Origin of the sequence: Staphylococcus chromogenes (assembly GCF_029024625.1) — a bacterium.
In the GTDB taxonomy this organism is placed as follows: domain Bacteria; phylum Bacillota; class Bacilli; order Staphylococcales; family Staphylococcaceae; genus Staphylococcus; species Staphylococcus chromogenes.
The window spans coordinates 359,972-379,056 of record NZ_CP118953.1 but is presented as its reverse complement, the minus strand read 5'-3'; the positions used below and the strand labels follow the sequence as shown (position 1 = coordinate 379,056).

The window sequence follows — 19,085 nt, the reverse complement described above, 5'->3', positions numbered from 1 at the left end:
GTCCTCCTTTTTTTAGGAAGGACACGCTTTTTAACGTTGATTCAATTGATCTTGTTGTAAGTTTTGATGGATACGTTCCATTTTGCGTTCAACATCCCCTATTTCAAGGGCACATTCGGTTAATGTTTGACGATAGCTCTCACTATCTCCGTTGGTCGATTTATAATGCAATTGATGTTCTAAGCTCGCCCACATATCCATGCCTATCGTCCGTAATTGAATTTCAACAGGAGCTTCAATCGTCCCATCTGTAAGAAATACAGGAACCGAAACCACGATATGTAGACTTTTATAGCCATTCGATTTTGGATATTGAATGTAATCTTTACGCTTTAGTAATTTAATATCTGATTGTTGTAACAACAGTTGTTCAACATTGTAAATGTCACTCATATAATTGCATACGACGCGGATACCCGCGATATCCATGATGTTAGATTGTGCAGATGCTGCTGACACTTCAAATCCTTTACGTTCAAGCTTTTGAAGTAAACTTGGAATTTTTTTAACACGTCTTTCCATATGATGAATTGGATTGTGCGCATTTTTCAATTGGAAATCTTGGTCTAAAATATGCAATTTCGTGCTTATTTCTTCAAGTGCTGCGCTATATATATGTTCTAACTTAATAAACTGAACAACTTCTTCTAAATTATCTTCAGATTGCACGGCTTTTTTCGTATAAGATGCAATTTCACTTTTTAAGTTCTCTATATTGATCGGTACATTTTTTTCTACAAACATACTTTCACCTCGTACTTTCTATCTACATTAATAATGTACTACTTTGGCTAAAAATATGATAGTTATACGAGGTGAAATATTTATATTGAATTAAAAATATATTTTATCGGAATGACAAGACATCATCTAAAGGTAAACGTACAGATTGGTGTCCTTCTACTGCGGCTTTACCAACTGCAATCATCATTACTGGTACATAACGTTCTGGATCAAGCCCTAAAGCTTCTGAAATATTCTCTTTGTCAAAGCCACCGATAGGGTTTGTGTCGTAACCGTAATAACGAGCAACAAGCATGAACTGCATTGCGGCTAAACTACTATCTATTTTGACAATATCATTCATACTTGGACGATCTAACGCTTCATACATTTCTACAAATTTAGCCACTTGAACATCTTTAACTTCTTTCGGCATATATCCACGTTCTACGGCTTCGTCATAGATTTTATCCGCATATTCATAGTTTTTCATATCGCCAAAAATAACGATCATCGCCGCAGAGCTTTCGTTTTGACGCGTATTAAACTGAACTAAAGGTTGTAAGGTCTCTTTCCCTTCGGGTGTATCCACAACTACAAAGCGCCAAGGTTGCATATTAACAGAAGACGGTGCTTTTGTTGTTAACTCTATCATTTCTTTCATTTCTTCACGGGGAATTTTCACATTCGGATCATACTGTTTTACTGAGCGTCGACTTTCTAAAACTTCTTTAAATTCTTTCATTTCTACGCTACACATCCTTTATTATAATTAGATTAAAACCAAATTAAATTAAGTTCAATTCAATTATATGTAACGATTTCACGTCTATCAAGAAAAAAGTGTTATACTATTACAAAGAGCGCAAGGAGGCCAAAAAATGACATTAAAACACGATGACTTAAAAAGCGAACTGTGTTTCTTATTTTATGTTGCATCCAAAGAAGTTATCAAAAAATATGCGACACATTTAAAGTCATACGATTTGACCTACACATCTTATATTACTTTAAAATCAATACAACCTGATGAAGTCGTTAATATTAAAACTTTAGGAAATCGTATCTATTTAAATTCTGGTACTTTAACCCCACTGATAAAAAAGTTAGATCAGAAAGGATTAGTCCAAAAAGTACGCGATGAAGATGACGAACGAAATCTTAACATCTCATTAACAAATGAAGGACTAAAAGTCCAACATTATCTACATGAAGTCACTGAAGAAGTTTATAAAGAATTAAATTTCGAAGGCGATGATATGGAGCAACTTATCTCTATTTTAGAGCGCTTTATTAAGAATAACTTTGAATAAACCATACTAATATCCACCAAATTTATTCAATTTGGTGGTTTTTATTTTTGTTAAATTTTTATATATTTTATGTAAAATAGTATATATTATATCTTGGAATCACTATATATCGACAATCTACATATATCAGTATGATTTGTTATTAACTTTTAAATTTAATGGTAATATTGACAGAATTGTGAAATTAAGTTATTGTAATACACACAAAAAAGTTTTTTATATTTTGTTTATTTTCTAGATTAGCACCAGGGATTTTTTTTATAAACTCTCGGAAGCGCTTTCTTTTCCGATGAAGAGAGGAGGTGTATTTATTATGGAACAGTTCAAAGCGATTATCAGTAAGGTTTTTGGTTTTATCCCTAGATTGTTAATTAACATCTTCATCTAAACTTATCTAATTAGGGGGCATTCGATGAGAAAAATTAAAACGAGGCAATTTAAACATTTTAGTGTAATAGCTTCAGCACTTTTAATCACGGAATCATTATTTGTAGGGGTAAGCACAGCACAAGCAGCAGAACCTGCTCCACAACCTAATACGACCTTACATAATCAAAATCAACAGAATACACCCACTTTAAATAAAGATTCTGCTAAAAACCATGATCCCATTATTTTAGTCCACGGCTTTAACGGCTTTACAGATGACATTAACCCTGCCATGCTTTCTCACTATTGGGGTGGCGATAAAATGAATATTCGCCAAGATTTAGAAGAAAACGGTTATGAATCTTATGAAGCAAGTATCAGTGCTTTTGGTAGTAACTATGATCGTGCCGTTGAATTGTACTATTACCTTAAGGGCGGTCGTGTCGATTACGGAGCAGCACATGCTGCTAAATATGGTCACGAGCGTTATGGTAAAACATACGAAGGGGTTTATAAAGAGTGGCAACCTGGTAAAAAAGTACATCTTGTCGGTCACAGTATGGGGGGGCAAACCATCCGTCAATTAGAAGAATTACTCAAAAATGGTAGTCCCGAAGAAGTTGCTTACCAAAAAGAACACGGAGGCGACATCTCTCCATTATTTAAAGGCGGACATGACAATATGGTCTCCTCCATCACGACATTAGGAACACCTCATAACGGAACGCACGCTTCTGACTTAGCCGGCAATGAACCGATTGTGCGTCAACTTGTCTTTGATGTCGCGAAACAATTTGGTAATAAAGATTCAAGAGTCGACTTTGGCCTTGCGCATTGGGGCTTAAAACAACAACCGAATGAATCTTATGCTGACTATGTGAAACGGGTGCAAAACTCTAAATTATGGAAATCAAAAGACAACGGATTTAACGATTTAACACGTGATGGTGCGACAGATTTAAATCGTAAAACAACGGTCAATCCGAATATCGTCTATAAAACATACACAGGCGAAGCGACACATGCTTCAATTGGTGGTAAACAAAAATCAGATTACAACATGTTCTTCCCGTTCACAGCGACTGGTAATTTAATTGGTAAAGCGACTGAAAAAGAATGGCGTGAAAATGACGGTCTCGTTTCTGTTATTTCTTCACAACATCCATTTAATGAAGCATTCACACCAGCAACAGATAAAAATCAAAAAGGTGTATGGCAAGTGACACCTACAAAACATGATTGGGATCACGTTGACTTTGTAGGTCAAGACAGTACGGATACAAAACGTACACGCGCAGAATTACAACAGTTTTGGCATCAATTGGCCGATGATTTAGTTCAAAGCGAATCCTTAACTTCATCTAAATAAAATCCATAAGATTGGAGGCAAAACCCATGACAGCAGACGTTTTTCAACTCATCGTATCATTTTTCCGCGTAATCAAAAACGTATTCTTTAGTTAATCCTACAAAAAAGCCATCGAAAATTTATTAAAAGATAAATTTCGATGGCTTTTCGATTTCTCAATATCGCGACTTTTCTACCTATTTTTGAAGTGTTGTTTATTTATCTAATTTTAAACCTTCTTCAATTTCTTCAATTTGTTCAATTGTTGTTGTTGTTGAACCTGAAGCAAAGTACCAAAGTTTCGGATCTAATTCTAACACTTTGTCATTTTTAATCGCATTGACGTTTTTAATCACACCATTGCTTAAAACTTGTTGTGTTGTTGATTTTTTACCTATGGCTTTACCACGGTCCATCGCAAAAATGATGTCTGGATTTTTATCACTAACATATTCATTTGTGACGTTTTGACCATGACTACTTTTCTTAATTTTTTCATCTACAGGTTGGAATCCAAGTGTGTCAAACACAAGATTACCGAAACGGTCCCCTGCACCAAATGTTGATAATTCACCTTCATTCACAAGAAGGTACATTGCTTTCTCGTTTAGTTTTTCTGCTTTGGCTTTAACTTCTGCGATTTTTTGATCTAATTCTTTGTTTAATGCTTTTGCTTTACTTTCTTTGTCATAGATTTTACCAAGTGTCACCGTATCTTCTTTCATTGATTCTACAAAACGATCATTTTTTGCTCCCATGTAAACTACAGGTGTATCTGGCGCTGCTTTTTTCAATTCATCTAAATTCTTTTGATTTGCTGTACGTGCTGATAAGAAAATGACATCCGGTTTGACTTTGGCTACAACATCAAAGTTAATTTCTTTTAATGAGCCTGTATTTTGATATTTATCAGATTTAAAATCCTCTAAAAACTCAGGCAATTGCGCATTGTTTTCACCTTTTGGTAATGCAGCCACTTTACTTTCAAGATCCATCTCTTCCATTGTTTTTAATGCGCCGTAATCAAAAACGACTGCTTTTTCAGGATTTTTTGGAACTTTTACTGTATCTGAATAGGCTTTATCTTCACTACCGTCCTCTGCTTTACCACGCAGTTTAAAATCATTTTTGACTTCTATCATTTCTTTTGCATCACTTTTCTTAGATGAAGCTGCTTTTTCTTCTTTGTTGCCACATGCGACTAAAACAAATGCAAGTGCAACCATTAATAATAAACCAAGTTTTTTCATGGGGGTCCTCCTAATATTAAACGAATGTTTTTTGTCCCATTTGGTGGTACATACACGGTAACTCATCAAAATAAATACAAATTTGTTGACCTCGAATGGTTTCAATTTTGACATCCATATCATACAGTTGTTTTAAAACGGTTTGTGAGATGACTTCTTGTTTAGGTGCAGCTTTAACGACTTTTCCATCTTTTAAGGCCACAATGTCATCCGAATAGACCGATGCAAAATTGATATCATGTAAAACTACAACGATGGTTTTGTCATGAAACGCAGCGAGTTCGCGTAAGGTTTGCATAATTTGAACAGAATGTTTCATATCTAAGTTGTTTAACGGTTCGTCTAAAAGAATATATTCTGTATCTTGTGCAATGGTCATTGCGATATAGGCACGTTGGCGCTGACCTCCTGACAATGTTTTTAAATAACGATGTCGAATGTCTTCCAACTTTAAAAGTTCAATGGCTTCATTTACTTTGATTTTATCTTCTTTTTTTAAATAGCCTTTAGAATACGGAAAACGACCAAAATTGACTAATTGTTCGACGGTAATATTTAATTCCGTATGATTCGTCTGTTTTAATATCGATAATTTTTTAGATAATGCTTGCGTCGTATAATCTTGAAGTGCTGTACCTTCAATTTCCACATGTCCCTCTTGAAACACTCTTAGGCGACTCATAGCTGACAATAATGTACTTTTACCAGCACCATTTGGCCCAATTAAGGACGTGAGGCGCCCTTTATGTATATCCACACTTACATCTGTCAAAATTTGTTTTTCATCGATAAATTGATTTAAATGTTCAATGCGAATCATGCCGCTTCCCTCCTTTTCATAAGTAGATAAATGAAGTAAACTCCCCCAATAAGGTTAATTAAAATACTTACTTGTGTTGTCGCTTCAAACACATTTTCGACAATCCACTGTGCAATAAATAAACTGATCCAACTGATACATAAGGTTGCAGGTAAAATATAACGATGTTCAAAATTTTTGATAAGTTCATGCGCCAAGTTGACGGTAAGCAGACCTAAAAAGGTAATCGGCCCGACAAGTGCTGTCGCAATGGCTACCATTAAAGCAACGAGGATTAATAAACATCGTGTCATTTGCGTATAATGCACGCCTAAATTTATCGCTTGTGCACGTCCGAGTAACAAGACATCTAAATACGGGAGTATCACCACCGTAATGAGAAGTAATACAGCGAGCACAATGGCACTGATTGTCATTAGAGTGGTATTGGCCCCGTCAAAGTTTGCGAACATCGCACTTTGAATAACGAGGAAATCTTCTGGATTGATTAACAATTCTAAAAATCCGGTGATACTTCTGAAAAATGTGCCAAGTATGACGCCAATCAATAAAATAAAGTAGACCGAAAATTGACCGTATTTGAAAATCCCTTCAAACAATACCAATGCAAAAATAACCATCACCACAAGTGTGACTGTAAAGTTAAGATAAAAATTGGTAATGAAAATGGAGCTCGTGCCAAAAAGAAAGAGAATGAGAACTTTACTAAATAAATAAACGGCATCTAGTCCCATAATTGAAGGTGTTAACAAACGGTTGACCGTAATCGCTTGAAATATGACAGTCGACGCTGCAACGGCGGCACCTACAAGCAACATGAGGCACAGTTTTCGTAATCGACTGTTAAATTGATATTCAAAAATCTCAAAATCCAGTCCTACAAATAAATACAGGGCACCTAATATTAAAGTCACGCTCATTAAAATGACGAGTTTTTTTAAGGGCTTATTGTGCATAATGTCGACGTCCTTTCATCAGCATTAAAATAAAAATCACTGTGCCAAATATGCCAATGGTCAGTCCAATATTAATTTCGTACGGATAAACGACGACACGGCCCACGATATCAGAAAACGTCACAAACATAGCGCCTAACATGGCCGTATGAGGAAGTGCATTTTTAAGATGATCTCCCTTAAACATTGAAACAATATTCGGAACGATGAGACCAAGGAAGGGAAGTGTTCCAACCGTCACGACAACCAATGCGGTAATCGTTGCGGTGATAAATAAACCGATATTCATAATGACATCATAGTTTACACCGAGATTTTTACTAAAATCACGTCCCATGCCTGCAATTGTAAATTGATTGGCAAAAACATAGGTCAGGATGAGTAAAGGGATGCTGAGATATAAGACCTCGTACCGTCCGCTCGTAATCACTGCAAAGTTCCCCGTCATCCAGTTGCCTAAACTTTGGACGGCATTCGTTTTTAACGCGATAAACGTCGTAAAACTCGAAACAATGCCCCCTAACATAATGCCAATGAGTGGCACAAAAATGACATCTTTAAAACGGATACGGTGCACCATTTGAACAAACAGAAACGTTCCCGCCACACTTAATAAAACAGCAAATAATAACTTGAGCAGAATATGCTCTGCGGGAAAGAAAATTAATGAAATCAAAATACCTAATTTCGCCCATTCCATCGTGCCTGCCGTCGTTGGACTTACAAATTTATTTTGCATCATTTGTTGCATAATCAGTCCAGCTAAAGCGAGCGTGCTCCCAGCAATTAAAATACTGACGGTCCTCGGGATTCGACTTGCAAATAACACATTCAGTTGGTTTTCATTGAGATGAAAGAGCGCTGTAATGGGCACACTACTCACGCCAATAAATAAAGAACACACAGTAAGGATTGTTAGAAGCGCTAATAACACATAACCATTCATTAAATAACGCATCATTCTGTCTCCTTTTCAACCTTACATCGATGATAATGAAAATCATTATCAATTAGAGTGTAGCATCAAATCATTTTATAAACAATATGATTTTTCATTTTGAAATAAAAAAAGCTTAAAATGCAACGCGAATGTTACATTTTAAGACTCATTTTTCTTGCTATTTTGATATTGTTTACGACTCATTCTTACCATAGAGATTGAGATCCAGCTCACAAGTAACGATGGCAAAATGAAAATATTGATGCTATCCATCGATAAAATATTCGAAAATAATTGGTGAACATCAATATCTGAGAGCCCTTTCAGTTGGTTGGCAATAAATTGATACAACGTGAAATATATTAAAAGCCATTGAATAAAATATTCAAGGATCGTAATGAGCGTATCACTAATCATAATTTTACGGCTCATAAATTTTAAAAAGATATATTGAATAATGCCACTTAATAACATCGTCATAAGGCCGATTTGAAACAGACTCTCCGAAAATCCAAAAAAAAGCACCGTTGGAAACCAAACGATAAAGGACCCTATAAGTATCGTAATATAACTGAGAAATACAAGTAACGCTCCAATCGCAATCGCCTTCAAAAAGACTAATTTCCCTTCTTCATGCCCGACAAGATAACCAATAACTAAAAATAAAATTAAAATAATGAGTGTATTAAAGAAAAACATATGTCACCATCCCGTATTTAACATTCACATTTTCCTATTTTATATAATTTTTTAGCATTTTTTGAAATATTTAATGAAATTTTAAAAAAGAGGCTCCATTGAATGCATAATAAAAAAGAAAAGTGAGAGGGAATGACTACATAACGTTGGGTTTTATATGTTTAACGGTTGGATAACACATGATGATTGGGTTTTATTAACCATCATCAGTTTAGTCTTAATCAGTCATCAAAACCAAAAAAATAACCATCTAACTTTAGGCGGTTAATGGTTATTTTATAACAATCAAAACAGCTACCGTCTTTTTAACGGGCTTACAGGCAACGTGTGACAGCACGTTGCCTTATTTATTTACAAATTCATTATAGTATGTTTAGCAATAAAAATCTAACTATGAATGTCGTATAGTCTTAGTGAATTAATGATTAATCCCTATTTTTATCTCCCCACTATATCTATACGTCTTTTACGTATTTTGAGAGACGATAAACATTAAACAGAATGATAAAGCTGTTAATACCGCACCAATCATCACCCATAAGTTCAATTGCTTTTTCGCCGCTTCTCCTTCTTTTTTACCCGCACGAATGGCCATAATCCAAGCAATCACCATGAGTACAACCAATATACCTATAATGAAATTCATTATATGGCACACCTCCACATAATTTTATGATAAACCTATTTTAGCACAATCCCTCCTTCAAGAGATATGGTAGAACCCTTTTCACATAGAAGGTGTCATAAATTTGTCATATCGATCCTGCACTTTGATGTGTCACCTTTTGCATTAGTTCAAACGTTCTAGGGAATAGTCCTACAAAGGAGGTGGACCTATGAAGATTCACACTGAACGTATTTATAGTGAAAAGCAATCACAAGGACAACGTATTTTAGTCGACCGCGTATGGCCGAGAGGGATTTCCAAATCAGATGCGCATTTAGATCATTGGCTTAAGGAAATTGGTCCTTCTCAAGCATTAAGAAAATGGTTTAATCATGACGCCGAAAAATTTGAAACATTTAAATCCAAATATCAACAGGAACTCAAAGAAAACCAAGCACAAAAAGAGGCGTTTGATCAATTAAAAGCCATTGTTAATGACAGTGACGACGATGTTATTTTGTTATACGGCGCTAAAGATACAAAACACAACCAAGCAATCATATTAAAAGACTTACTCTCATAAAAAAACGGATTGGGAAACGCCAATCCGTTTTTTTAATGTGATTATACAGTGGGTAAGCGTCGCTTTTGTAATGTAAAATCAATCATCAAGCCGAGAATCATACATATTAAAAATGGAATGAGCCAGCCGAGTTGTGCCGACGCTAATGGTATTTGTTCATATAGCGAAGTGAACCATGGGATCTCTATTTTAAAGGTTAGAGCGACTTGTATGATGGATAAAAGCATCGTTACCATTGTCGGAAGGATGTAAGCCCATCTCAATCGATACGTAAAAATCATATTAATGAGTGACACCAATACAAGGACGATGGCAATCGGGTAGATAAATAATAGAATCGGTTCAGCAATACTCAAAATCATATTTAGTCCGAATGTTGTAAATACTAATCCTAACATTGAAAAAATCAAGACGAGTCGACGATACCCTAATTTTGGAATATAGTGCAAAGTAAATGACGCACATGCTGTAATTAACCCAACGCATGTCGTTAAACAAGCCAAAACAACAATCAATGCAAATAAATAATAGCCAAACATTCCAAATACTTGTGTGGATTGCAAGGTTAAAATTGCGGTGCCATTTTTAATCGTGTGACTACTTGGTGTGACCGCCCCCATCCAAGCTAAAGCCATATATACTGTTGCTAAAAGAACCGCCGCAATCATCGCCGCTTGTAACACGCGTAGAGTGATATGTCGTGCTGAAGTTATCCCTTGCCCTTTAAACTGATTCACAATGACAACAGAAAAAATCAAAGCCGCTAAAACATCCATCGTATAATATCCTTCAAGAATCCCATTTAAGACAGGTTGTGAAGTAAACTTACCTTGTGCACGCCCTGGAGCATGATGGGTATTCACAATCGCTAAAACACACAATAAACCGATAATAAAGAGTAAGATAGGTGTTAAATACTTGCCTAATATATCCATAATACGTGTTGGATACAACGCTAAAAATGTTACAACTATAAAAAATATGATGGCAAAACTTACAAGCGTAAATGTATTTTGTACCGGTAAAATCGGTGCGACGCCGATTTCATATGCCACATTCGACGCTCTTGGGATACCATAAAAAGCCCCTGCCGTTAAATAAACAATAAAAGCAAACGTCACGCCAAAGATAGGATGAATCCGGTTCCCAATACTTTCAACCCCTTCGTTATAATAAGCCACAATAATCACTGCTAAACACGGTAACAAGATTCCTGTTACCATAAAGCCGGACATGGCACGCCAAACGAAATCTCCTGAGATATGACCGAGCATGGGTGGAAAAATGAGATTTCCCGCACCAAAAAACAAAGAAAACAACATCAACCCTGAAATTACTACAAATTTTTTCACTTAAAATTCCCTTTCTATGTCAGTAACCGTATTATATTAAATATTCAGAATATTTAATGGAATTCCTTTTTAAAATCACTTGTTCATTATATGAAAACACTTTAACAATGTAAAGTGTAAATAAGATTCATATCAAAAAAAGTGAACGCACAACTACGGTTGCACATTCACCTTCTAAATTTTTATTTGCATTCGTCTTATTTAATAATCAATACAGGAACATTGACGCGTTTGGCGATTTTATGTGTAACATGACCTAACACATGCTTGATATCTACTTCTGAGCGTTTATTACTCATCACGACAATATCATAACCTTCGCCTTCAATTTCATTGACGATTTCGTTTGTTGGACTTCCTGTTGTAAATTTAATTTGATAATCTAAACCTTGATCTTCTAAAGTTTTTAAAAATGGTCGCATTTCTTCTTTTTTCTCTTGAACGACATCTTCGAAATGTTTGCCTTGGTAACGCACATAGTTGGCAAGTTCATTTTCAGAGATGACATTAAAAATCACAATTTTATACGTTGAAGCGCCTTGAGTTAATTTTTTAAGTTGTTCTGGTACATTTTTGAAACTATTTCCAAAATCATATGGGACAAGTACATGTTCATACATGAAATATCACCTCTCAATTTCTTTTTACGTCTAACTCTACACTTCTATTTTATCACTTTGAAAGCGCTTGCTCAACTTTTCACTTAGTGCTTACACAATGCGCTATTTTTTCAATTCGAGGATATTCAGCACAGTAAATAGCATAATGAACAATACTAATATAAGTAAATCTACATCAAAAAGTTTCACTTTAATAATGAGTTTAGTCAATGCACCTCCTGCATAGTGTGATGGAAAAATATAGACGGTATTCGCAAGTTCCTGAACTCAAACAGCCACCCCAATTCATATAGAGACGAATTAGGATGGCTTTTATGATGCATGTAAATTCACTGCTGTAATTTTTATTATGAGGCAAATTCAATATCATCAAACGTATTGTTCACTCTCGTCTGACACAACTCATAACCTATGACAACGAGATACGACGGCATATCCAGTTGACACGGTTTGAGTTCAAGATGTCCAGGAACATATTGCATGATGCAGGGTTGGTCCATGCCTTCCAGTTCTAAAAAGCCTTTCACACGATAAACATGACCTTCAAGTTGTTTGAGTCCTTCAATCAATGCAGATTGTTTAATCGGTTTATTAAATTCATGGAAACATTGCGTCAATGCCCCATGCGTTTTAGGGCGCTCTTCTTTAGCAATCACGGTTTGTTCAGGCATTTCTGCGAGTGTGACTTCTCCATGTTGTGTGAGCAAATAAGGAATTTCTGGATAATCTATTTCTAAACGATTAACCACGTTGAGAAGCGCTTCTGTTTCCATTAAATCTATTTTATTCAAAATTAAATGACTACAAAATTGCGTTTGTTCTTTAATAAGTGTTTGAATATCTTCAGGATAATCCTCTTTTTGATAATAAACTGATGCATCAATCACACCAATCATGCGCACACGCTCAATTAGAGGTGTTAATACAGGTGTTAAACACGCATCGTAAACTTCTAATGGATGCGCAAGACCACTGCACTCGATGAAAATAATATCTGGTTGATGTTCAAGATATATTTCATGGAGTTGTGCAGCGACATCTTTTTTAAAAGTACAACAAATACAGCCGTTCGTCATTGCTTTAATATGTATTGGTTCGTGAATAAAATGTTGGTCCACATTACGTTCGCCAAAATCATTCATAATAACGGCGGGCTTTAAGTTTTGATCCAAAGTATCTTGAATCAAAAAGTTTAGCGTTGACGTTTTGCCGCCACCTAAAAAACCGGTCACGATAACAATCTCCATTAATAGTCACCATCCTTCATCCAGTCTCTAAAAACACGACTGCCTGTGGTTGTGGCCTGTCCTTGATATTTCCCAGCATAGATATGATTTGGCGTAGTTTTTGTTTCAGCTAACACAATTTGACAAATACGTTGACCTTTTTCAATTTCTAGTGGGAAGTCGTTGGCATTATATAGTTCCAACGTAATGGCGCCTTCAAAACCGGGATCAATCCAACCTGCATTTTGAATAAATAATCCCGCACGCCCAATGGAGCTGCGGCCTTCGACAAATCCTGTTAAATTGTCAGGTAACGCCAAATACTCTGCAGTTGTCGCTAAAATAAAACCATGTGCTGGCACGACAACGCTCTCTTGATAAACATCTTCATATTGAATTGGTTCACTGAGTTTTTGCGTTCCATTTTTAGGATGTATCGGCTTTAAAAAATGATCTGCTAACGTTAAATCGATAGAGGCCGGTTCTACATGTGATGTGTAAAAAGGCGTCACTTTAAGCGCTCCAGATTGAATATATGCTTTGATGTCATTGTCAGACAAAATCATGTGTACACCTCTTATCTTCTTTTTATAAATCGTAATCGTTACGTTGATAAAGCCTATTTTTAAATTTATCATGTCTAAAATGACTATACAAGACATTCTTTTATTCTATTTAGAGGCTAAATTTTTATCAGTTTCACAACTTCCTACCTTATGCTTAACTGACTTAAATTTTTAATTTAATTATGTGCAAGTGCCAAATAAAAGTGAATTCTAAAAAAGCAAAAAAAATGCTTACAACATAGATTTTAAAACCAATATTGCAAGCATTTTTATCTATAGATGATGTGATTAGAATAAGAAGTAACGTTGTGTTAATGGTAATTCAGTTGCCGCTTCACTTGTGATTTTTTCACCGTCTACAAACACTTCATATGTTTCTGGATCTACATCAAGTTTTGGAAGTGCGTCGTTGTTCACCATATCTTTTTTAGAGAGGTTTCGGATGTTTTTCACTGGACGCACATGACGTTTTAAATCGAGTGTACGACGAATACCGTCTTGATAAGCCGCTTGTGACACAAATGTTAATGACGTACTTTGTATGTTGCCACCGTATTGACCATACATTGGACGATATTTAATAGGTTCGGATGTTGGGATAGAACCGTTCGCATCACCGTTAATCGCAACATTGATAAGTCCGCCTTTTACGACTAATGCCGGTTTCACACCGAAGAAGCGAGGATCCCACATCACTAAGTCGGCTAATTTGCCTTCGTCTATAGAACCTACATAATCTGAAATACCATGTGTAATCGCAGGATTAATCGTATATTTTGCAATGTAACGACGGATACGATTGTTGTCGTTATATTCACCGTCACCTTCTAGCGGTCCACGTTGTTCTTTCATACGATGTGCGACTTGCCAAGTTCGTGTAATAACTTCCCCTACGCGACCCATCGCTTGGGAGTCTGAACTTACCATACTGAATACGCCCATATCTTGGAGAACGTCTTCCGCTGCAATCGTTTCTTTACGAATACGTGAATCCGCAAATGCAACGTCTTCTGGAATAGATGCATTTAAGTGGTGCGTAATCATAACCATGTCGAGATGTTCATCTACCGTATTGTGTGTATATGGCAATGTTGGGTTTGTTGAAGAAGGTAAAATGTTAGGGTATGATGCCGCTTTAATTAAGTCTGGTGCGTGGCCACCGCCGGCCCCTTCTGTATGATACATATGCAATACTTTGTCACCAATAGCTTTCATCGTATCTTCCATGAATCCCGCTTCGTTTAAGGTATCGGCGTGAAGCGCGATTTGAATGTCATATTCATCCGCTACTTCTAATGCATGACGTAATGCTGAAGGTGTTGCACCCCAGTCTTCGTGCACTTTTAAGCCAATGACACCTGCATGAATTTGTTCGATGAGTGCGGTAGGGTTAACCGCTTGGCCTTTCCCTGTAAAACCAATATTGATTGGTAGTGCTTCAGCTGCTTGAAGCATGCGGTGAATGTGCCATGGTCCCGGTGTAACTGTCGTCGCTTTTGTGCCTTCAGTCGCTCCTGTCCCCCCACCAATTTGTGTTGTGATTCCGCTCTCAAGTGCGATTTCTGCTTGTTCTGGGTTAATAAAATGTACGTGTGTATCGATACCACCTGCTGTAATGATGTTCCCTTCTGCTGCAATAATTTCAGTAGAAGCCCCGATGATAATATCGACATCATCCATAATATCCGGGTTGCCGGCTTTACCAATTTTCATAATGTAGCCATTTTTCACACCAATGTCGCCTTTCACGACTTTATCGTGGTCAATGATGACTGCATTTGTAATGACTAAATCTGCCACTCTTTTATCGTCTCGTGTCGCATTTGGATTTTGTCCCATACCATCACGGATAGATTTACCACCACCAAATGCCACTTCATCTCCGTAGTTGGCGTAGTCTTTTTCAACTTTCGCAAAAAGATTGGTATCTCCTAAACGAATCGAATCCCCTACTGTCGGTCCGTATAGGCTTGTATATTGTGATTCAGTCATTTTGAAACTCATTTGACTTCACTCCCCTCTTTCATATTCGGCTCTGTAATGCGTGATTGATCAAGTGGTCCGTCCACTTCACCATGGAATCCGTATATTTTTTGATCGCCCGCATAACGTACGAGACGGATTTCTTTTTCATCGCCTGGTTCAAAGCGGACAGCCGCCCCTGCTGGAATATCTAAATGTTTACCGTAAGCTTGTTCACGGTCAAAGTCTAATGCTGGGTTTGCTTCAAAAAAGTGATAATGTGAACCGACTTGAATTGGGCGGTCCCCACTATTTTTCACTTTAATTTTTGTATTTTCTCTACCTTCGTTAATCATAATTTCAGTGGATTGAACGATAATTTCACCTGGTTTCATCATTGGCCCCCCTATACAATTGGATGGTGAATGGTTACAAGTTTTGTACCATCTGGAAATGTCGCTTCGATTTCAATATCTGTGACCATCGATTCGACACCTTCCATAACATCCTCTTTACTTAAAATTTCTCGACCGTAACTCATTAATTCAGCGACAGACTTACCGTCTCTCGCGCCTTCTAAAATTTCGTAACTAATTAAAGCGACTGCTTCTGGATGATTTAATTTTAAGCCGCGTTCTTTACGTCGTCGTGCTAAATCAGCAGCAACAACAATCATTAATTTATCTTGTTCACGCTGTGTAAAATTCATTAATAACCCTCACTCCTCAATGGAATTTGAAAAAACTTACATACAAATTATAATCCTTTAAATGACGCTCTTCAAATAATTATGTTATTATTGAAAAGTATTTCCCAAAGAAATAATCAACTAAATATACAATACACGTTTCCTAAAGTTATGAAACAATAATTTATTTTTCGCTTTATCGCACAATGATTTAGAAAGAAGGAATGTTTATGCCGTTGTCACTTCAAACTTTTTTGAAAAACATTTCTCAAGTGGTGTTACTTGAAAATGTCTGGACAGGATTACTCATTTTAATTGCGTTATGGATTGGAGATTGGAAAGTAGGCTTGGCTGCGATGATTGGAAGTCTTCTCAGTTTACTTACTGCACCGTGGTTCGGCTATACAAAAGAAGAAATTCATTCAGGATTAGCAGGATTTAACAGTGTCCTTGTAGCAATTGCGCTCTCTATTTTTATGATTATGACTTGGCAAACCCTCATCGTGTCACTCCTCGCAGTATTACTTGCGATGCCTTTTGCGAAAGCGATGCAAAGTGTACTGAAGCACATAGGCTTACCTGAATTGACAATGCCATTTGTGGTCGTCACTTGGATTGTGCTCTTAATGAATTCACAGTTTGGCTTTTTAAAAAGCACCGTGAAGTTACTTCCGCTTAAACATGTGAACGCGATTGATTTAACACAACCGTTACATCCGATTGCAGCGTTTTTTAATGGCATTAGTCAAATTTTCTTAGTGGAAAATGTGATTTCAGGAATTCTTATCATCGTAGCCTTTTTCGTCGCTTCTCGATGGGCAGGCGTGTTCGTTGTTATCGCCAATGCGCTTTCCCTCGTATTTGTTTACTTACTTGGTTCAGACATCATGTCACTCAACCATGGCTTATTTGGTTATAACTTGATTTTAGGTGTGCTTGCGCTAGCCGTGACGTTCCGACAACTCACATTTTGGAATCGCTACTTGATGTTTGTGCTTGTCATTGTTATGACACCTATGTTTTATGGGGCAATCGCAACCCTTTTTGAACCGTTCGGTCTTCCGATCTTAACACTTCCATTCGTCCTCGTGACATGGTTGTTACTACTTGCGGGTCGCAACAAACCTGAAGCCAAACATAACGCGACACAAAACACCGAACATTCATGATGAACGACGCTTTTTTGTTTCATTAAAATAGCCATCAAAATTGATTTATTAGTCAATTTTGATGGCTTTCTAATTTTAAATAAATGTTTGTATTGATATCAACGATTTGTCTTAATCACAGAGATGCACCGTTTCTTAAAAACTTTTGCTGGCAAGCCTTCACAGTCATTTAGAAAAGATTTAACAACATGAAAAAAACGAGTGGTATGACTAATGCCGGCAACATATTCATGGTTTTGATTTTTACCATTCCTAAAATATTAAGACCCGTTGCTAAAATTAAAATGCCTCCAATAATTTGAATTTCATTCATCAAAGACAAACTCAAACTGGTTTTCATAAACAACGCCACCACATAAATGCCCCCTTGCCAGAGGAAGACCGCAATAGCGGAAAAAGCAATCCCTATCCCAAACGTTGAAGCTAACACAATAGACGTAATACCATCGAGCGTCCCGTTAGCTAATAAATATGTATAGTCACCATGCAATGCTGCTTCAACCGGGCCTAAAATGGACAACGCCCCAATACAGTAAAGTAAGACAGCGGTCGCTAAACCTTCTGCCAAATTACCTTTTGAAAAACGTGCGACGCCTATTTGAAATCGTTGTTCGAGCTGCAACATTTGGCCAATCACACTGCCTATCGCTAAACTCACAATAAACAAAATAGGAAAGTCGCTCTTAGGTAAATGTTGAACGATTGCGTTTATTCCAAGACCTATAGCTACAAGTCCCATTGCTTGCATTAATATTGTATGGTAAGCCTCTTGTAACCCTTTTTTCAACATTGCGCCAATCAGACTGCCAATAACAATCATAATGACATTATAAAACGTCCCAAACATCCAACTCCCCCTTTCTCACCATCATACCACTATACACTTCCGTATTCGGTTTAAAAACACAACATAAAAAGCAAGTTGATCCGCTTTCAACTTGCTTTTACTTTATACTTTTATTTAATTTCTTCAAAATAAGCTTCGTCGAGATGATTGACTTCTAAGTGCTCTATTTGAAGTGTTGTATGAGCTAAGCCGTATTTTTCTTTGAGTAAACGATCTAACTTATTGATCGTTTCATAAGCATCTTTCCCATTTTTACTGTCTAATACGACATGGGCACTTAAAGAATAGTGTTCTGTCGTAATCGACCAAAGATGAAATTCATGGACATCTAGAATTTGGTCCACTTGTTTCATATCGTCCATAATTTCATCTGTATCTAAATGTTCAGGTACAGATTCCATTAAAATCAACACGGCATTTCGCATGATTTTATAGCCCCCGCGTAAAATGACTACCGCAATCACTATACTTAAAATTGGGTCAATCAATTGGATACCCGTAAAATAAATTAACACCACCGCGACAATGACACCGACAGAATTCAACAAGTCGCCTAAAAAATGCCATAATGCACTTTGAATGTTGATGTTATTTTCATTTTTGAGTGAACGCATCAAAATGAGTGTCAAAATAATGTTCACAATCAGACCAATTGTCGCAATGACCAACATAAGTCCACTTTCAACAGGTTTTGGATAAATGATGCGCACGATAGCTTCATAAAAAATCCAAAGCGAAATCAATGCTAAAGCTAACCCGTTTAAAAAGGCTGCGATAATTTCAAAGCGTAAATAACCAAATGTGAATCTTGCGGTCGGTTTACGGTTGGCAAAATAGATGGCCACCATGGATAAACCAAGCGCAACGACATCACTCAACATGTGAAATGAATCTGAAAGTAAAGCAAGAGAGTTAGAAATAATCCCTCCTGCAAATTCTACAATTGTGAAAAAGAGTGTAATGATGAGTGATGCCCATAACGTCTTTTTAGAACTTTTTTGAGATTTTCGATGTTCTACATGGTGGAAATAATAATTTCTTGCCATA

20 protein-coding genes and 1 pseudogene are annotated in these 19,085 nt (G+C 36.6%); 4 read left to right on the top strand and 17 right to left on the bottom strand.

What is annotated here, in order from left to right; translation table 11 throughout:
* Positions 1-30 precede the first annotated feature (30 nt).
* On the bottom strand, positions 31-744 hold the full coding sequence (locus PYW36_RS01705) for a GTP pyrophosphokinase (protein ID WP_103159160.1): 714 nt from the start codon (positions 742-744) through the stop codon (positions 31-33).
* A gap of 103 nt (positions 745-847) precedes the next feature.
* The gene (locus tag PYW36_RS01700; protein WP_103159161.1) at positions 848-1,468 is read right to left on the bottom strand and encodes a nitroreductase family protein; all 621 of its coding nucleotides are present in this window, start codon (positions 1,466-1,468) and stop codon (positions 848-850) included.
* Between the two features lie 136 nt (positions 1,469-1,604).
* On the opposite strand from PYW36_RS01700, the gene PYW36_RS01695 reads away from it, so the two are divergent.
* Together PYW36_RS01695 and lip are read left to right on the top strand one after the other, a co-directional pair.
* Positions 1,605-2,036, top strand: a complete 432-nt coding sequence (locus PYW36_RS01695; protein WP_037575924.1) for a MarR family winged helix-turn-helix transcriptional regulator — start codon at positions 1,605-1,607, stop codon at positions 2,034-2,036.
* A gap of 541 nt (positions 2,037-2,577) precedes the next feature.
* A pseudogene (gene lip, locus PYW36_RS01690) lies at positions 2,578-3,774 on the top strand (YSIRK-targeted triacylglycerol lipase); the annotation flags it as partial.
* Between the two features lie 194 nt (positions 3,775-3,968).
* Here lip and PYW36_RS01685 read toward each other — a convergent pair.
* The 6 genes from PYW36_RS01685 to PYW36_RS01660 all read right to left on the bottom strand — a co-directional run bounded on the left by PYW36_RS01685 (position 3,969) and on the right by PYW36_RS01660 (position 9,064).
* Positions 3,969-5,003, bottom strand: a complete 1,035-nt coding sequence (locus PYW36_RS01685; protein WP_103159499.1) for a ferrated catecholamine ABC transporter substrate-binding lipoprotein SstD — start codon at positions 5,001-5,003, stop codon at positions 3,969-3,971.
* Positions 5,004-5,019: 16 nt separating this feature from the next.
* Positions 5,020-5,823, bottom strand: a complete 804-nt coding sequence (locus PYW36_RS01680; protein ID WP_103159500.1) for an iron ABC transporter ATP-binding protein — start codon at positions 5,821-5,823, stop codon at positions 5,020-5,022.
* Positions 5,820-6,779, bottom strand: coding sequence for an iron chelate uptake ABC transporter family permease subunit (locus PYW36_RS01675; RefSeq protein WP_103159501.1), 960 nt, complete (start codon positions 6,777-6,779; stop codon positions 5,820-5,822). The genes PYW36_RS01680 and PYW36_RS01675 overlap by 4 nt, the downstream gene beginning before the upstream one ends.
* Positions 6,769-7,737: an ABC transporter permease gene (locus PYW36_RS01670; protein ID WP_103159502.1), complete on the bottom strand. Its 969-nt coding sequence runs from the start codon at positions 7,735-7,737 to the stop codon at positions 6,769-6,771. Before PYW36_RS01670 ends, PYW36_RS01675 begins: the two co-directional genes overlap by 11 nt.
* Before the next feature lie 141 nt (positions 7,738-7,878).
* Positions 7,879-8,418: an SA1002 family membrane protein gene (locus tag PYW36_RS01665; protein WP_103159503.1), complete on the bottom strand. Its 540-nt coding sequence runs from the start codon at positions 8,416-8,418 to the stop codon at positions 7,879-7,881.
* 466 nt (positions 8,419-8,884) lie between these two features.
* Positions 8,885-9,064: a hypothetical protein gene (locus tag PYW36_RS01660; RefSeq protein ID WP_037575940.1), complete on the bottom strand. Its 180-nt coding sequence runs from the start codon at positions 9,062-9,064 to the stop codon at positions 8,885-8,887.
* Between the two features lie 190 nt (positions 9,065-9,254).
* Here PYW36_RS01660 and PYW36_RS01655 point away from each other — a divergent pair, with 190 nt between their 5' ends.
* Positions 9,255-9,608, top strand: a complete 354-nt coding sequence (locus PYW36_RS01655; RefSeq protein ID WP_103159504.1) for a DUF488 domain-containing protein — start codon at positions 9,255-9,257, stop codon at positions 9,606-9,608.
* A 41-nt stretch (positions 9,609-9,649) separates the two neighbouring features.
* Here PYW36_RS01655 and brnQ read toward each other — a convergent pair whose 3' ends face one another.
* From brnQ to PYW36_RS01620, 7 genes are all read right to left on the bottom strand, one after another.
* Positions 9,650-10,960, bottom strand: a complete 1,311-nt coding sequence (gene brnQ, locus PYW36_RS01650; RefSeq protein ID WP_103159505.1) for a branched-chain amino acid transport system II carrier protein — start codon at positions 10,958-10,960, stop codon at positions 9,650-9,652.
* A gap of 197 nt (positions 10,961-11,157) precedes the next feature.
* A complete protein-coding gene (locus PYW36_RS01645) occupies positions 11,158-11,580 on the bottom strand; it encodes a universal stress protein (RefSeq protein ID WP_037575946.1) in 423 nt (140 codons plus the stop codon).
* A gap of 347 nt (positions 11,581-11,927) precedes the next feature.
* Positions 11,928-12,827: a CobW family GTP-binding protein gene (locus PYW36_RS01640; RefSeq protein WP_103159506.1), complete on the bottom strand. Its 900-nt coding sequence runs from the start codon at positions 12,825-12,827 to the stop codon at positions 11,928-11,930.
* Entirely contained in the window at positions 12,827-13,372 is a 546-nt protein-coding gene (gene dcd / locus PYW36_RS01635; RefSeq protein ID WP_103159507.1) for a dCTP deaminase, read from the bottom strand. Before dcd ends, PYW36_RS01640 begins: the two co-directional genes overlap by 1 nt.
* A 288-nt stretch (positions 13,373-13,660) precedes the next feature.
* Positions 13,661-15,376, bottom strand: a complete 1,716-nt coding sequence (ureC, locus tag PYW36_RS01630; RefSeq protein ID WP_103159508.1) for an urease subunit alpha — start codon at positions 15,374-15,376, stop codon at positions 13,661-13,663.
* Entirely contained in the window at positions 15,373-15,729 is a 357-nt protein-coding gene (locus PYW36_RS01625) for an urease subunit beta (protein WP_037575963.1), read from the bottom strand. The genes ureC and PYW36_RS01625 overlap by 4 nt, the downstream gene beginning before the upstream one ends.
* A gap of 11 nt (positions 15,730-15,740) precedes the next feature.
* Positions 15,741-16,043 (bottom strand): urease subunit gamma, encoded by a 303-nt coding sequence (locus PYW36_RS01620; RefSeq protein ID WP_037575964.1) that lies wholly within the window; start codon positions 16,041-16,043, stop codon positions 15,741-15,743.
* A gap of 209 nt (positions 16,044-16,252) precedes the next feature.
* Between PYW36_RS01620 and yut the strand changes: the two genes are divergently transcribed.
* A complete protein-coding gene (gene yut / locus PYW36_RS01615; RefSeq protein WP_103159509.1) occupies positions 16,253-17,191 on the top strand; it encodes an urea transporter in 939 nt (312 codons plus the stop codon).
* Positions 17,192-17,360: 169 nt separating this feature from the next.
* Here yut and PYW36_RS01610 read toward each other — a convergent pair whose 3' ends face one another.
* Together PYW36_RS01610 and PYW36_RS01605 are read right to left on the bottom strand one after the other, a co-directional pair.
* Positions 17,361-18,038 (bottom strand): DUF554 domain-containing protein, encoded by a 678-nt coding sequence (locus PYW36_RS01610; RefSeq protein ID WP_103159510.1) that lies wholly within the window; start codon positions 18,036-18,038, stop codon positions 17,361-17,363.
* A gap of 110 nt (positions 18,039-18,148) precedes the next feature.
* Positions 18,149-19,084 (bottom strand): cation diffusion facilitator family transporter, encoded by a 936-nt coding sequence (locus PYW36_RS01605; protein ID WP_103159511.1) that lies wholly within the window; start codon positions 19,082-19,084, stop codon positions 18,149-18,151.
* Between the last annotated feature and the right edge of the window lies 1 nt (position 19,085).

What these genes read in the sequence shown, in the direction of transcription:
- dcd (WP_103159507.1), bottom strand. Translation starts at nt 13,372, where the DNA reads ATGATTTTGTCTGACAATGACATCAAAGCATATATTCAATCTGGAGCG.
- PYW36_RS01625 (WP_037575963.1), bottom strand. Translation starts at nt 15,729, where the DNA reads ATGAAACCAGGTGAAATTATCGTTCAATCCACTGAAATTATGATTAAC.
- PYW36_RS01660 (WP_037575940.1), bottom strand. Translation starts at nt 9,064, where the DNA reads ATGAATTTCATTATAGGTATATTGGTTGTACTCATGGTGATTGCTTGG.
- PYW36_RS01640 (WP_103159506.1), bottom strand. Translation starts at nt 12,827, where the DNA reads ATGGAGATTGTTATCGTGACCGGTTTTTTAGGTGGCGGCAAAACGTCA.
- PYW36_RS01695 (WP_037575924.1), top strand. Translation starts at nt 1,605, where the DNA reads ATGACATTAAAACACGATGACTTAAAAAGCGAACTGTGTTTCTTATTT.
- yut (WP_103159509.1), top strand. Translation starts at nt 16,253, where the DNA reads ATGCCGTTGTCACTTCAAACTTTTTTGAAAAACATTTCTCAAGTGGTG.
- PYW36_RS01705 (WP_103159160.1), bottom strand. Translation starts at nt 744, where the DNA reads ATGTTTGTAGAAAAAAATGTACCGATCAATATAGAGAACTTAAAAAGT.
- PYW36_RS01655 (WP_103159504.1), top strand. Translation starts at nt 9,255, where the DNA reads ATGAAGATTCACACTGAACGTATTTATAGTGAAAAGCAATCACAAGGA.
- PYW36_RS01675 (WP_103159501.1), bottom strand. Translation starts at nt 6,779, where the DNA reads ATGCACAATAAGCCCTTAAAAAAACTCGTCATTTTAATGAGCGTGACT.
- PYW36_RS01700 (WP_103159161.1), bottom strand. Translation starts at nt 1,468, where the DNA reads ATGAAAGAATTTAAAGAAGTTTTAGAAAGTCGACGCTCAGTAAAACAG.
- ureC (WP_103159508.1), bottom strand. Translation starts at nt 15,376, where the DNA reads ATGAGTTTCAAAATGACTGAATCACAATATACAAGCCTATACGGACCG.
- PYW36_RS01620 (WP_037575964.1), bottom strand. Translation starts at nt 16,043, where the DNA reads ATGAATTTTACACAGCGTGAACAAGATAAATTAATGATTGTTGTTGCT.
- PYW36_RS01670 (WP_103159502.1), bottom strand. Translation starts at nt 7,737, where the DNA reads ATGCGTTATTTAATGAATGGTTATGTGTTATTAGCGCTTCTAACAATC.
- PYW36_RS01680 (WP_103159500.1), bottom strand. Translation starts at nt 5,823, where the DNA reads ATGATTCGCATTGAACATTTAAATCAATTTATCGATGAAAAACAAATT.
- PYW36_RS01665 (WP_103159503.1), bottom strand. Translation starts at nt 8,418, where the DNA reads ATGTTTTTCTTTAATACACTCATTATTTTAATTTTATTTTTAGTTATT.
- PYW36_RS01645 (WP_037575946.1), bottom strand. Translation starts at nt 11,580, where the DNA reads ATGTATGAACATGTACTTGTCCCATATGATTTTGGAAATAGTTTCAAA.
- PYW36_RS01685 (WP_103159499.1), bottom strand. Translation starts at nt 5,003, where the DNA reads ATGAAAAAACTTGGTTTATTATTAATGGTTGCACTTGCATTTGTTTTA.
- PYW36_RS01605 (WP_103159511.1), bottom strand. Translation starts at nt 19,084, where the DNA reads ATGGCAAGAAATTATTATTTCCACCATGTAGAACATCGAAAATCTCAA.
- PYW36_RS01610 (WP_103159510.1), bottom strand. Translation starts at nt 18,038, where the DNA reads ATGTTTGGGACGTTTTATAATGTCATTATGATTGTTATTGGCAGTCTG.